The sequence below is a fragment of the Lentilactobacillus parakefiri genome (assembly GCF_002157585.1).
GTDB lineage: Bacteria > Bacillota > Bacilli > Lactobacillales > Lactobacillaceae > Lentilactobacillus > Lentilactobacillus parakefiri.
In genome coordinates this window covers 1-13,179 of record NZ_BDGB01000101.1, presented here as the reverse complement: position 1 = coordinate 13,179, position 13,179 = coordinate 1, and the positions used below count along the sequence as shown (strand labels likewise).

Genomic DNA, 13,179 nt, shown 5'->3' with positions numbered 1-13,179 from the left:
TCTCTTCTTTCAAAATTGAATTATAGTTTGGCGGTCAACTTGACATCTGGGTACTTATCTTTGAACCAACGAAGGGCAAATTCGTTCTCAAACAAGAACAACGGATTGCCTACGCGATCCTTCACCAATAAGTTTCTAGATGATGACATCTTTTCATCAAGTTGATCAGGTTCAATCCAGCGGGCAATCTTATGGCCCATTGGATCCATATTGACTTCCGAATTGTATTCATTCTGCATTCTGAATTGAAAAACTTCAAACTGCAGCTGACCAACAGCTCCCAGGATATAGTCGTTAGTGGTATAGGACTGGTAAAGCTGCACCGCCCCTTCTTGAACGAGTTGGTCGATTCCTTTGTGGAATGACTTTTGCTTCATCACGTTCTTAGCAGAAACCCGCACAAACAATTCTGGAGTAAACTGAGGCAACTTTTCAAACTCAACTTTTTGCTTACCGGTATAAATCGTGTCACCAATCTGGAAGTTACCGGTATCATACAAACCGATAATATCACCGGCGACGGCCGTCTTGACGTTCTCCCTGGTATTGGCCATAAATTCGGTCACGTTGGATAACCGAAGCTTCTTTTGCGTCCGATAGAGGTTCACGTCCATCCCCTTCTCAAACTCGCCGGAACAAACCCGGACAAAAGCAATTCGATCCCGGTGATTCGGGTTCATATTAGCTTGAATTTTAAAAACAAAGCCAGAGAAAGTATCATCGTTCGGCGCAATCAAATCGCCTTCTTCAGTCTTGTGCGCACTGGGAGCGGGTGCATACTTCAGATAGGCGTCAAAAAACGCCTTCACCCCAAAATTGACCAGCGCGGAACCAAAGAATACCGGTGTCATATCACCAGTCGCAATTTTACCTTCATCAAATTGGTTGCCGGCCATGTCCAAGAGCTCAATGGCGTCTTTGGCATCCTCAAACTGTTCATCTTGAGCCAATTTGTCATTGTCAATCGGATCATTACTGTCATCCAAATCAACAATTTCTGAGGTTTGATTATTTTTTTCGTGATTATAAAGTTCAACGTGATGATTGTAACGGTCAAAAATCCCGGTTAGAGTCTTGCCCATGCCAATCGGCCAATTCATCGGGTAGGCTTCAATGCCCAGCACATTTTCTAATTCATCCACCAGGTCCATTGGTTCCCGGCCATCACGATCGAGTTTGTTCATAAAGGTAAAAATCGGAATACCCCGCATTTTACAGATTTGAAACAACTTCTTGGTTTGCGGTTCGATCCCTTTTGCAGAATCAATAACCATCACGGCCGAGTCCACCGCCATCAGGGTTCGATAAGTATCTTCAGAAAAATCCTCATGACCCGGGGTATCCAAAATATTAATGCGTTTACCACCGTAATCAAACTGCATGACGGAACTGGTAACCGAAATGCCACGCTTTTGTTCGATTTCCATCCAGTCGGATTTGGCAAAATTACCGGTCTTTCGGGCCTTAACCGTTCCAGCTGAACGAACAACGCCACCAAATAACAGCAGTTGTTCAGTAATCGTTGTCTTACCGGCATCGGGGTGAGAAATAATCGCAAATGTCCGGCGAGTACTGTCTTCCTTTTCTAGTTGTTGGGTATTCATGTTTACTTCCTTTCAGACGAGTCAATAACTAGTTAATTTTAACACGTTTTTGTCGACTCTCCTAGAACCCGCTTCAATTTCGTTGGCACGCAGTCCAAAATAAAGAGGATGCCAACAAAACGTTTGCTTTGTCTCATCCTCAAAAGTCAATTTTAGATTACATGCCACTTTCAATTTGGTGCATGACGTAGTTCACAACTTTCAATGAACTCAAGCCATCGTTAATCGCACAGAATCGGTTATAAAAGCTCATAAACTTCTCGTTGGCCGACATATCAGGATGTGCCAAAGCATGGTTGATCTCCGCTAACAACTGCTTGGAGTTTTCAGCAATTTTACCTGGTAAATCCTTCTCATAATTGAGATAGAACCCACGTAATTCTTCTTTGTACAAATGATAATCGTAAGGATAGAACAAAATTGGCCGTTTCAAATAGGCATAATCAAAGAAGACTGACGAGTAATCGGTGATCAATAGATCAGATACCAAATACAGATCACTAATGTTTGGGTAATTCGAGTAATCATACACGAAGTCTGAATAATCGGAAATATCCAAGGCGTTGGAAATCAGATAATGCATCCGCAGAATCAAGACCGTGTCATCGCCAAATGATTTCCGGAAATCGTCCAGGTCAAACGGCAGTTCAAAGGTATACTTCCCCTTTTCGGCAAATTGATTATCCCGATACGTTGGTGCGTACATTACGACCTTTTTGTCCAACGGAATCCCCAACTGCTCCTTAATCGCATCAATATCCTCAGGTCGAGTATTGATTAACTCATCGTTTCGAGGATACCCAATCTTTAAGATCTGATTATTGAAGCCAAATGCCGAACGGAAAATCTGAGTTGAGTAGTCGTTAGGCGAAACCAAAGCATCCCAACGGTTAGCCTCCCGGACGAAGTTCTTATGGTATTTGACAGTCGTCGTCCCGGGCATCGAAACGTTCTCAATATCCAGGCCCAGCTTCTTGAGGGGCGTCCCGTGCCAAGTCTGGATGTAGGTGACATAATTGGGCTTCTTAACCCAAGTTGGGAAGCGGGCATTACTGATCCAGAATTGCGATTTTTCCAGGACGCGAACCCACTTATTCGTTCGGCGAACCACATAGGCAATTTGGTTATCCTTGCAGAATTTCTTCTGGGAACGGTCAATTGACCAAATCATATTAATGCCGGGGTATAAGGTTTTGAACACCTTATAAATGGCATATGGACTATCACTCACCTGGCGGCCACCAAAACTTTCGAAAATAATGGTGGTATTTTCATATGGCGAATGCCCCGACTTGAACAGGAAGCGCATTCTAACCAGATTCAATTTATCTTGAATCATTTTAATGACATCAATGACGGTACCGGCCTTGCCGCCAGCTGCCCCCAACTTCTCCAGCAGAGATGCCCCAGCAAATTCCTTAACTAAAATACCATTATCATAACGTTTTTCCAGGGTAATTTCGCGGTTGCCAGGCAGCTGCATATCGGTTGATTGGCCTGCCAATGACTTGGAAATAATCAATCGCTGTTTGATTTCTTGGCCACTTAGATCATATTCAATGAAGAGCTCGCCGACGGAATTTTTGGGGATATCGGTTAAGGGAATCGAAACTGTAAACATCCCTTCAAACAGCTTTTTGGTCACCGGGTACTCCAAGGTGCCATCAGTCGTGTGATTTTTCAAGATAATCCGCTGATTTTTGATTAACGTACCGTTAATCTTATTGTAACCGGTAATTTCCAAGTTCTCATCGGTCAGGTTGACTGAATTAATCATGAATTCTTCATCAGATTGACGCGTGCGAATGTTGAAAAGAGCCATTCCTTGAGCATCGCTGTTAAATTGATAATAACTGGTTAATTCAAGCTGATGACGGTCACTCAAATACTCACTTTCGACTTGAATAACATTTTTATTTGTTAAGTTGTTGTTGACGAGAAAAATCTGCCATTCAAACTCGGTTTGATCCTCTGATTGAAAATGGAAATCCTGCGCATCAATATTTACACGAATAATATTATGGGAAAGTACTTTGCTGATGGGCTTCATCACTGAGGCTAAGCTATTTTTTTCGACAAATAAAACGTAGGCCGTATCTAATGACACCGCAACGTCTAACAATTCAAATTCAAGGACTTGTTTGCCCTTTTTTTGATGGACACCTGATAATATCGCTCGCAATTTAATTTCCCCTTAATAATTAAAGATTCGTTTGCCTGGGAGGTACTTGGACGCGTCAACAATGTTGTCGATGTCAATGTACGTTCTGGCGTCTTCAATATTCATGTTTAACAAGACTTGGTGATAGAAGGCATTAATATCGTCGTAACGGTGATAGTCGCTGTATGACAATGCCTTAGTGAAGGTTGACTTACCTTGGCCTTCGTAGGCTGTTAGCATCTCGTCCTTTGAATTGGACTTATCGTCTTGAATCTCGCTTAATTCCTGTGGGGCAGCGATCGTTGAACTTGGTGTCACGTTGTAACTCACCTTTTGGTCCTTCACGTAGTTGGTAAATCGATAGACTAACTCCCCCCTGGCATTCAGCAACAGGCTTTCATCCAGGGCATCATCAAGGTATTTGCCAATGCCAAATAATCGGTCAGCGTCATCGTAATTATTAATCTGGCTGATCCGGCTGTTTTTATCGAAATAAAGGGTATGTATCCGGGTGTCAGCTTCACTAAATAAAGTTTCTGCGACAATGTTACCATCGGCGTCAATATATCTGGTAACCGGCAATTTGCCAAGGTGGGACTTAAAGGTCTGTAGTCCAGATAAATCCGGATCCATGAAATCAGTCGCCTTTAAACTCACCCCATCATGATCCGCATAAATGTCTGCCAGTGAAATCAATCGGACGTTAGGGGCTCCTTTTGGCAGATCAATCTTGGTGAATTCACGTTTTGCCTGCCAAATTTCATCAAAATCAGTCATTGCAAATAACACAACCACCTGATATTGGTTGTTCATTAAGGATAACAATTGCCTTCGAAAAGTCGCTTTACGAATTCCTTGAATCGTTGTTGCCAAAAAAATTGCTCGTCCCATGATTCTCCTCCTGAATAAAAACGAGGCTGGAACAAAACATGTAGTCTTGTCCTCAGCCTCATTTGAATCTTATGTGCTACACATTGATTGTGGGTATTGGTATGGAATGTCTGTAGCTGGGAAGTTCCCAGCCAGATTGATCAAGTCCCAGTACAACTGGAACCCTGCGTATTACGCTTTCCAATCCTGGGTATCCGTTAAACCTAAATCTTCTTTGATCTTGGTGGTTGAAATTCCTTCCGTTCTTGGAAGATAAACGACTTCGCAGTAATCCTTTAAGAAGTCAAACTTCCCTTTCCAGTCATCACCCATCACAAAGACGTCAATGTCTCGGTCTTGGACATCGTGAATTTTTTGATCCCAATTAGTCTCAGGAATCACTTCATCGACATATTTGATAGCTTCAAGAATGTATTTGCGGTCCTCGTATGACGTATATGCTTTTTTACCCTTCTCAGCATTAAACTCATCAGATGATAAGCACACTGTCAGGTGGTCGCCTAACGCCTTTGCCCGTTTGAGCAGACGAACGTGACCCTTATGCAGCAAATCAAACGTTCCATACGTAATTACTTTTTTCATAGAATCTCCTACTTAATCATTACTCTGAATGTGAACTAAAATAAACACATCTTAAATAGTAGCATAATCACCGACGACGTCAATGTTTATTAAATATTATTAACGTTTTTGTGTTATTCCAGTTGATAAATATTATACATGTGCACAACCACTACTTTGACAACTGCATACAGGGGCACAGCAAGAATCATCCCCATCAAACCGGCGATATTACCGGCAGCCAGCAAGATAATGATAATCGTTAGTGGATGAATTTCCAATGACTTTCCGATCACGTTTGGATAAACCAGGTTACCATCAATTTGTTGGACGATTAATACCATAATGATGTTATAAACTACTGACCACAAGCCGCCATGTGAGAATGAGACGACCAGTGCCGGGGCAATCCCAATGTAGGGGCCCAGGTAAGGAATGATGTTACAAATTCCGGCAATCACACCTAACAACAAGGCATACGGCGTGCCTATGATCACATAACCAATAGCCGTGAAGGTGCCGACAAATAAACATTCGATCATCTGACCGGAAATATATTTAGAAATCGTGTGGCTCATCTTACCCAGCAGATCCATGGTCTGTTCGCGATGGCGCTCAGGCAAAAACTTTTTAATCGTCGGTGCCAACCGATAACCGTCTTTAAGCATGTAAAACAGTACCACTGGGACGGTCACGGCAATAATCACCGCATTGGCTGCGGCAGAGATAATGCCGCCCAAGCCGTTGGTAACCCCGTTAAAGATCGTTTCGGCATATTTATTGACATTAGCTGACAACTTATCCGTCAACGATGAAAAGTCAATCTTCTTCAACATCTGCTGGGAATTCATATCCTTGAACAACTTGTCAACGAGCTTTTGACCCTGACTAGCGGCATCAGGAATCTGGTTGGCCAAGGTGATTAACTGATTTAAAATTTTGGGAATAAAAACAGTCGCGGCCAACGCAACCAACCCAAGCAAGAGCAAGAACACAAGTGTTGTCGCCCAGGTTCTGGTAATTTGGTGCTTGCCAAATCTGACCTTGGTCAACAAATTGACGATTGGATTGAGCATATAAAACAGAATCCCTGCCAACAGGATCGGAATGAAGACGGTGGAAAAGAAGATTGCAATTGGTGAAAACACAAAATCAATCTTCGTTGAGATCCAGATGATGGCGACTACAATCAATATTTCTAGTGACCAAAACATCAGTGGGGATTTTTTTAATCGTTCGAACATCGAATGACTCCTTACTTTGATTATTTAAATAGTCATAACTTATCGTGGTAACTTTATGTCGGTAATTGTACCATACATTCTAAAAGAGGATGAGGTCGCTTTTGATGGTTTCAGGCATCAGAAAATTTCTTTAATAGTCATAAAAACGGCAACAACAAAGGGCTGTCAGTGAAACATTCATTTCGCCGCAGCCCATCCCTGAAGAATCAATTATTTATTTTGACGAGCCAGTTCCAGATAACGTTCGTACCAAATGGCGATAAATTCTTTGGAAAAAGGGCCCTTCTCGTTTTCAATCCAGTCAACGAGAATGCGAACGTTCCGTTTTAAGATGTGATCAATCTCCGGGCCATAATTCCAGCGTTTACTAAAAGCTAAATATTCGTCTGCGTCCAATAATTTGCGCCGACCGTCTGGAAACACTTTAACGTCCAAATCATAATCAATATACTTTAAAGCTTCTTTGTCCAAGACGTAAGGTGAAGCCAGATTGCAATAATAAGCAATTCCGTCATCTCGAATCATTGCCACCACGTTGAACCAGTAATGCTTATGAAAATAGACTAACGCCGGTTCGCGGGTAACCCAGTGGCGGCCGTCATCCTCAGTCACCAAGGTGTGGTTGTTAACGCCAATCAACGAATTCTCATTCGTCTTCAGTACCATTGTATCTCGCCAAACGCGATGCAAGCTTCCATCATGCTTGTAACTTTGAATCGCAATAAACTGACCTTCTCCAGGTAATTTTTGAAGTCGTGGCATGTATGGTACCCACTTTCTGACCAACCTAAAAGCATCGATTGTTCCCAATCCATTTATAATTATATCAGAGTGGACATTATTTTCGAAATTATTTTATTGAGTCAGTTTCGCCATGGCGACTGTAATGTCGTCCATTAAAAAGCCTTTACGAAACAGGGCCTGCTTCACCTTTTGATTGCGTTCATAAGGTTGGAGCAATCTGTACTGCCGCCAATATTTTTCTGCCACTCGATCAATCACCGCCTGATCCTGGGTGGCCATGGCGGAAGTATCGACCTGATTCATCATCTCTTCAATATCACCATAAGGAAAACCTCGGCGCATCAAGAGCTCCTTGGTCTTATTGACAGCCATCTTAGCAGAATCGCGTTTGTATCGCTTCAATTGCTTTTCAGCGACTTCAACGCCAATTTCAATGACGGCTTCAGCCGGATAATAGTGACTCAGTGAATTTTCTACCTGGTCATCGGAAACGTGCTTGTCTTTTAAATGACGGCGAATCCAATCCGGCCCATTTTTCCGTTCACGAACCACCGTGCGGACGAAGCTGTCAGCGTATCGCTGGTCATCGATTAGCGTCTGCTCAGCCAGGATGGCAACCACTTGGTCAATGGCATCCTCATCTTCAGTCAGTTCAGCGAGCTTTTGTCGAACCTCATACTCCGTTCGCAGATTGTGGGCCAGATAATTCAGGGCCCGGCTGTGCAGCTTGGAAATATTATCGGCATTTTTTAGTGTTTCAATCAGCTGGTCATCGACTTCCATCCCCTTGAAGACGCGATATTTGATAAAAACTTCTTCACTGATTGGAAAAGCGTATTGACCGTCAACATAGACGTTGAACCGTCCTTTACGTTTCTGGGCTTCAATTTTCGTGATCGTTTGTGCCATAGGAATCCTTTCTTTTCCGCGTTGTTGAAATTCACTTTATCTTTTTGATTTGGTATACTGAAAACAATTTAAGATAGAGGATGAAAAATATGATTACTGCTCATGTCGTTTATGCAACAATTACTGGTAACAATGAAGATATTGCCGACATCGTTACCGAAGCCTTGGAAGATGCGGATGTCCAGGTTGAAGAAACTGAAATCTCTCAAACTGACCCATCTGTCTTTGAAGACGTTGATATTTGTGTTGTCTGCCCTTACACCTATGATGAAGGGGCTTTGCCTGAAGAAGGAATGGATTTTTATGATGATCTCAGCGATCTCGATCTTAAGGGCAAAGTCTTTGGAGTTGCTGGATCAGGCGACGTCTTTTACGAGGAATTTTATAACACATCAGTTGACAAATTCGAGGAAGCATTCGAAAAGACTGGTGCTACCAAGGGCTCTGAGAGCATTAAAATCAATCTGGAACCCGACCAAAAGGATATTGAAAAATTGGATCACTTTACTGCCGAATTGATTGCCAAAGTTAATCAGTAACCTGTTGTTTGAATCATTTAACGAGCTAGGACAAAAGGAATCGTTTTGTTCTGGCTCTTTTCTTGGTTCAATTCGTTTATCTGTCCATACTCACTTATGTTTTCGAATTCTGCGGGCCCTTCTCCAAACATTTTCAATGGCATCTTCCTGTTCTTGAATTTTACCTTGGCGAATTTCTTGAATCGCCGCATTCACCACGCCACCAAATAGCATGATCACCCCGGAAAAGTCCAGCCAGAACATTAAGACGATAAAGGTTCCGATTGTTTTATAAGCATCAATTCTCTGAGAGAAGAATCTCAGGTAGACCGTGAAAGCTTGGGCAAGGATCATCAACCCTAAGGTGGCAATTAATGCGCCAACCCAAACATAGCGAAATTTGACCTTGGCAGTCGGTACAAAATAAAACAGCAGGCTTAATAGCAGCCAGGAAATGGCAATGGTTCCGGGCCATTTGACAGTACTAATCAAATTCAGTATCCAATGCGGCACATTCAGGATTGGCGTCAGCCACTGAAAAAACATCTGGCCAAAGGCAAAAACCATCATCAAGACGACCACGGCAAGAATTAAGACCAGCATCCAGACAAAGGAAATCAGTCGGTTAGAAATCGCCGTTTGGTTGACAGCGACGCCATATGTTTTATTGATACTGCGTTGAAAAGCCGCAATTGCCCGGCTGGCTGACCAGATAGTCACAATTAACCCGACGGACAGTTGACTGGCACCGCCACTTTGCAAAGTTGAGTTGATGATTGGCTCGAGCATGGCATAGATTCGATCCGGAAATAACGGCCGGAGGTAGACTTCGACTTCGGTTAAGTGAATATGAAACATGTTCAAAATACTGCCAATAATGAAGAAAATTGGAAAAATAGACAATAGCGTATAGAACGCTAAAACCGCAGCCGAATCAGAAACGTCTCCGGATGAATAGCGTTTAATAATAATTTCAATAAAATTTTTAACTGCCTCATATAATCGTTTCATCATTCGTCGACTTCCTGAAATTACTTACTCAATTGATCTTTTATCGCTTTTAAAATCCGTTCTGAAGCGTGGCCATCCCCATAAGGGTTCTTGGCCTCCGCCATTTTTTGGTATTCTTTGGGGTCGTCAAGCAGGCGTTCCATCTCCGCCTTCACGACTTTGGGATCAGTCCCAACTAACCGCAAGGTCCCAGCGGAAATCCCCTCTGGACGTTCAGTGGTATCTCTAAGCACCAATACTGGCTTTTTGAGGGAGGGAGCTTCTTCCTGTACGCCACCGGAATCAGTCATGATGAAGTAGCTTCGAGCCGACATGTTATGAAAATCCAACACATCCAGCGGTTCAATCAAATGGACTGCCTTAACGCCATCAAAAACTTCATGAGCAACTTTTTGAACAGCCGGGCTCAAATGCACCGGATAGACCACCTCGACATCTGTATGGTTGGCCAAAACTTCCTTAATTGCTTCAAACGTTCGGCGCATCGGCTCACCCTGATTCTCTCGCCGATGCATCGTCAACAGAATCATTTTCGAGTTTTCATTCAGTTCATCAAAAACCGAGTGCTGATAGTTCTCGGTGACTGTCTGTTTCAATGCATCGATGGCGGTATTACCGGTCACAAAAATCGCTTGGTCCGGATGATTTTCTTTCAGTAAATTATCTCTGCTTAATGAGGTTGGTGCAAAGTATAAGTCCGCCAAAACATCGGTTAGTTGGCGATTCATTTCTTCAGGATACGGTGAAAGCTTGTTCCAGGTTCGCAGACCCGCTTCAACATGCCCAATTTTAATCTGATGATAAAAAGCACTGATGCTGGCAGAGAAAGTTGTGGTTGTATCACCATGCACCAAAATGATATCAGGATCGGTCTCTTCAATAATCGGATCCAGCTCGGTAATCACCCGGGTGGTAATGTCGCTCAACGACTGGCCCTGCTTCATAATATTTAAATCGTAGTCTGGGGTAATGTGAAACACATCAAGGACTTGATCGAGCATCTCACGGTGTTGGGCAGAAACGACCGTAATCGGTTGAAAGTCATCTAAATGCTGCTGCATGAGTAAAATAATTGGTGCCATCTTGATTGCCTCTGGACGAGTGCCAAAGATGGTCATCACTTTTATTGGTTTCATTAACGAATTCTCCTTTATATGTGACTCATTATATCAAAAATGGCAAGAAACTTAACAGCTACTTAATTTTGTAAAAAATATGATATGGTATAATCTGTTAGATGTTCATTTTTACATAACGAAGTGGTATCCCCACTTCAGCCGCTGATTTGGTCTGCTGCTCCAAACGGATTCCAGCTTACCAATAAAAATTGGCAAAAGCAAAGTCATTAACAAACGTACTGGAGGAAATATTTTGAAAACGATCAGTCTAATTGTTCCTTGTTATAATGAGGAGCCAACGGTTGAACTTTTCTACGACACAACAGAAAAAGTATTCGATAAGTTAAATGCATCTCATGAAGAACATTACCAGCCAGACTATTTATTCATCAACGATGGCTCTGCAGACAAAACTTTGGATGTGATGCGCCGGCTTCATTCACAGCACCCTGATGAAGTCCATTACATTTCTTTTTCAAGAAACTTCGGTAAAGAGTCAGCATTTGCTGCCGGATTATCAAACGCTCACGGCGATTACGTGGCTGTGATGGATGTTGATCTTCAGGATCCCCCCGAATTACTGTTACAGATGGTCGATATTTTAGAAGACCCCAAGCAGGATTACGATGTTGTCGGCTGTGTGCAGACCAGCCGGAAACAAAACCCAATCAGAGCCTTTCTTTCTGCCAGCTTTTATAAAATTATCAATAAAATGTCAAAGGTCCAGATGAAACAAAACGTTCGCGACTACCGTTTAATGAGTCGCGAGTACGTTGATGCCATCTTGAAGCTGCCAGAATATAACCGATTTAGTAAGGGACTGTTCTCTTGGGTTGGTTTCAAAACCAAGTACCTTGAGTATGAAGGGGTTCCTCGGGCTGCCGGTAAAACGTCCTGGTCGATCTTTCAATTGTTTGAATATTCGATGGAAGCGATCGTTGACTTTTCCGACGTCCCATTAAAATTAGCAACCTTTGTCGGCATCCTCACTTTCTTCCTGTCAATCATCGGTTTGTTCTTCGTGGTAATTCGGGCCATGTTCTTTGGCGGATCAGTCAACGGCTGGGCATCCATGGTCTCGATTATCCTGTTCCTTAGCGGCGTTCAACTATTTAGTTTGGGAATTTTGGGAACGTATGTCGGTAAAATTTATCTGGAAACCAAGCATCGTCCTAAGTTTGTGATTGCGGAGAAACGTTAATATGATTGATCGATTGAAGAAGCTATATGATAAATATGAAGAGGTTATCGCCTATCTTTTTTGGGGCGTATTAACGACTGCGGTCAACGTTCTCATTTTTTCGGGATTACATCTCTTTACCAACATGAATTACATGGTGAATAACTTTATTGCTTGGGTGATCAGTGTCTTGTTTGCATACATCACTAACAAGGCTTATGTTTTTCACTCACCTTCCAAATCGTTTTTGAGCGATCTAAAAGAGATGAGTTCGTTCTTTGGCGGGCGAGTCGCCACTCTGGTCATTGAATGGATTCTATTGTGGATTGGGATTTCTTTGATGCATCAAAACCAAATTTTGGTTAAAATATTCGAAAATGTTGTTGTGATTATCTTGAATTATTTCTGGTCAAAGTGGGCTGTGTTTAAAAACAGCACCAATAAAGGCCAGCCAAAGCAAGGACGGTGAATTAAATGCCAAGAATCAATAGACAAATCCTTAGGCAAAAACGCCAAGAGTTTCCAGACGGCTATTACACCAAGGCAGATGGCTTCAAGCTGCTGGCAATCGCCGCAGCAATGGTTGTCATTCTGGCGGTAATTGCCAAATATTTAATGTAATCAAGCCAGCTGACGAGGCTGGGACATAATTATGTCTCAGTCTCGTTTGCGTCCCACTGGTATCTAGATTAAACGTGGAACGACGGCCGGCTGAAAGCCTGCCTAGCCTACTTGGCAATCAGCTGATCCCGGCCATTTAAGCAAATAATCCGGTTATTCCCAAAACCAGGAATAACCGGTTCTACAATATCTGTTGTTGGTAATAGATTTTTATCTATTACTGATGACAGTTTTTTTATTTATCATTAGAATAAAAAAGCGGACATTTTTGAGGTGTACCCCCAAAGTTAAAGTAAATATTTGCTTGTCTTTCCTAGGCGGCCCGGAGTCGATATTTTATCGGCGATGTGCCGCCTAGTTTCATTTGAATTCGTTCAGTATTGTAGTAGATTATCCACTTTTTGACAGCCGTTATCAATTCTTCAGCGGAATTGTAATTGGATAAGTCGCCTAACTCAACTTTTAACTTGTTAAAGAAGCTTTCCATACAAGCGTTATCTAAGCAGGTTGCTCGTCGAGACATGCTTGGTGTGATGTGAGCGCTTCTGAGCTTCTTCTGCCATGTTCGATGTCGGTACTGCCAACCTTGGTCAGGGTGCAGGAACTGCTTGTATGGT

14 protein-coding genes are annotated in these 13,179 nt (G+C 42.5%); 4 read left to right on the top strand and 10 right to left on the bottom strand.

What is annotated here, in order from left to right; genetic code table 11:
- Positions 1-20: 20 nt before the first annotated feature.
- The 7 genes from LPKJCM_RS10140 to recX form a co-directional block, all read right to left on the bottom strand.
- Entirely contained in the window at positions 21-1,604 is a 1,584-nt protein-coding gene (locus tag LPKJCM_RS10140) for a peptide chain release factor 3 (protein ID WP_057963337.1), read from the bottom strand.
- 157 nt (positions 1,605-1,761) lie between these two features.
- Positions 1,762-3,786, bottom strand: coding sequence for a CDP-glycerol glycerophosphotransferase family protein (locus LPKJCM_RS10135; RefSeq protein WP_057963336.1), 2,025 nt, complete (start codon positions 3,784-3,786; stop codon positions 1,762-1,764).
- A gap of 12 nt (positions 3,787-3,798) precedes the next feature.
- Positions 3,799-4,656 carry a hypothetical protein gene (locus tag LPKJCM_RS10130; RefSeq protein ID WP_057963335.1) on the bottom strand — a complete coding sequence of 286 codons (858 nt, stop codon included), beginning with the start codon at positions 4,654-4,656 and terminating at the stop codon, positions 3,799-3,801.
- A 171-nt stretch (positions 4,657-4,827) separates the two neighbouring features.
- The gene (gene tagD, locus LPKJCM_RS10125; protein WP_057824923.1) at positions 4,828-5,238 is read right to left on the bottom strand and encodes a glycerol-3-phosphate cytidylyltransferase; all 411 of its coding nucleotides are present in this window, start codon (positions 5,236-5,238) and stop codon (positions 4,828-4,830) included.
- 113 nt (positions 5,239-5,351) lie between these two features.
- The gene (locus tag LPKJCM_RS10120) at positions 5,352-6,461 is read right to left on the bottom strand and encodes an AI-2E family transporter (protein ID WP_087069630.1); all 1,110 of its coding nucleotides are present in this window, start codon (positions 6,459-6,461) and stop codon (positions 5,352-5,354) included.
- A gap of 210 nt (positions 6,462-6,671) precedes the next feature.
- Positions 6,672-7,223, bottom strand: coding sequence for a nucleoside tri-diphosphate phosphatase (gene ntdP / locus LPKJCM_RS10115; RefSeq protein ID WP_057963334.1), 552 nt, complete (start codon positions 7,221-7,223; stop codon positions 6,672-6,674).
- 93 nt (positions 7,224-7,316) lie between these two features.
- The gene (recX, locus tag LPKJCM_RS10110; RefSeq protein WP_057963333.1) at positions 7,317-8,114 is read right to left on the bottom strand and encodes a recombination regulator RecX; all 798 of its coding nucleotides are present in this window, start codon (positions 8,112-8,114) and stop codon (positions 7,317-7,319) included.
- Between the two features lie 89 nt (positions 8,115-8,203).
- Between recX and LPKJCM_RS10105 the strand changes: the two genes are divergently transcribed.
- Positions 8,204-8,653: a flavodoxin gene (locus LPKJCM_RS10105; protein ID WP_057963332.1), complete on the top strand. Its 450-nt coding sequence runs from the start codon at positions 8,204-8,206 to the stop codon at positions 8,651-8,653.
- A gap of 90 nt (positions 8,654-8,743) precedes the next feature.
- On the opposite strand, the gene LPKJCM_RS10100 is transcribed toward LPKJCM_RS10105, so the two are convergent.
- Both LPKJCM_RS10100 and wecB read right to left on the bottom strand, forming a co-directional pair.
- Positions 8,744-9,646, bottom strand: a complete 903-nt coding sequence (locus tag LPKJCM_RS10100) for a YihY/virulence factor BrkB family protein (RefSeq protein WP_057963331.1) — start codon at positions 9,644-9,646, stop codon at positions 8,744-8,746.
- 17 nt (positions 9,647-9,663) lie between these two features.
- Positions 9,664-10,779, bottom strand: coding sequence for a non-hydrolyzing UDP-N-acetylglucosamine 2-epimerase (wecB, locus tag LPKJCM_RS10095; protein WP_057963330.1), 1,116 nt, complete (start codon positions 10,777-10,779; stop codon positions 9,664-9,666).
- A 235-nt stretch (positions 10,780-11,014) separates the two neighbouring features.
- Here wecB and LPKJCM_RS10090 point away from each other — a divergent pair, with 235 nt between their 5' ends.
- Genes LPKJCM_RS10090 through LPKJCM_RS13245 form a run of 3 tightly spaced genes read left to right on the top strand, consistent with a single transcriptional unit; the run spans position 11,015 to position 12,562 of the window.
- Positions 11,015-11,962, top strand: a complete 948-nt coding sequence (locus LPKJCM_RS10090) for a glycosyltransferase family 2 protein (protein ID WP_057963329.1) — start codon at positions 11,015-11,017, stop codon at positions 11,960-11,962.
- Position 11,963: 1 nt separating this feature from the next.
- Positions 11,964-12,410: a GtrA family protein gene (locus tag LPKJCM_RS10085; protein ID WP_057963328.1), complete on the top strand. Its 447-nt coding sequence runs from the start codon at positions 11,964-11,966 to the stop codon at positions 12,408-12,410.
- A gap of 5 nt (positions 12,411-12,415) precedes the next feature.
- Positions 12,416-12,562: a hypothetical protein gene (locus tag LPKJCM_RS13245; protein ID WP_165758600.1), complete on the top strand. Its 147-nt coding sequence runs from the start codon at positions 12,416-12,418 to the stop codon at positions 12,560-12,562.
- A 313-nt stretch (positions 12,563-12,875) separates the two neighbouring features.
- On the opposite strand, the gene LPKJCM_RS10080 is transcribed toward LPKJCM_RS13245, so the two are convergent.
- Positions 12,876-13,179, bottom strand: a 304-nt coding sequence (locus LPKJCM_RS10080; protein ID WP_165758599.1) for an integrase core domain-containing protein, incomplete at its 5' end; no start/stop codon positions are given.

Excerpts from the sequence above, each read along its gene's own strand:
- LPKJCM_RS10140 (WP_057963337.1), bottom strand. The coding sequence starts at position 1,604 with ATGAATACCCAACAACTAGAAAAGGAAGACAGTACTCGCCGGACATTT.
- LPKJCM_RS10130 (WP_057963335.1), bottom strand. The coding sequence starts at position 4,656 with ATGGGACGAGCAATTTTTTTGGCAACAACGATTCAAGGAATTCGTAAA.
- tagD (WP_057824923.1), bottom strand. The coding sequence starts at position 5,238 with ATGAAAAAAGTAATTACGTATGGAACGTTTGATTTGCTGCATAAGGGT.
- LPKJCM_RS10120 (WP_087069630.1), bottom strand. The coding sequence starts at position 6,461 with ATGTTCGAACGATTAAAAAAATCCCCACTGATGTTTTGGTCACTAGAA.
- ntdP (WP_057963334.1), bottom strand. The coding sequence starts at position 7,223 with ATGCCACGACTTCAAAAATTACCTGGAGAAGGTCAGTTTATTGCGATT.
- recX (WP_057963333.1), bottom strand. The coding sequence starts at position 8,114 with ATGGCACAAACGATCACGAAAATTGAAGCCCAGAAACGTAAAGGACGG.
- LPKJCM_RS10105 (WP_057963332.1), top strand. The coding sequence starts at position 8,204 with ATGATTACTGCTCATGTCGTTTATGCAACAATTACTGGTAACAATGAA.
- LPKJCM_RS10100 (WP_057963331.1), bottom strand. The coding sequence starts at position 9,646 with ATGATGAAACGATTATATGAGGCAGTTAAAAATTTTATTGAAATTATT.
- wecB (WP_057963330.1), bottom strand. The coding sequence starts at position 10,779 with ATGAAACCAATAAAAGTGATGACCATCTTTGGCACTCGTCCAGAGGCA.
- LPKJCM_RS10085 (WP_057963328.1), top strand. The coding sequence starts at position 11,964 with ATGATTGATCGATTGAAGAAGCTATATGATAAATATGAAGAGGTTATC.
- LPKJCM_RS13245 (WP_165758600.1), top strand. The coding sequence starts at position 12,416 with ATGCCAAGAATCAATAGACAAATCCTTAGGCAAAAACGCCAAGAGTTT.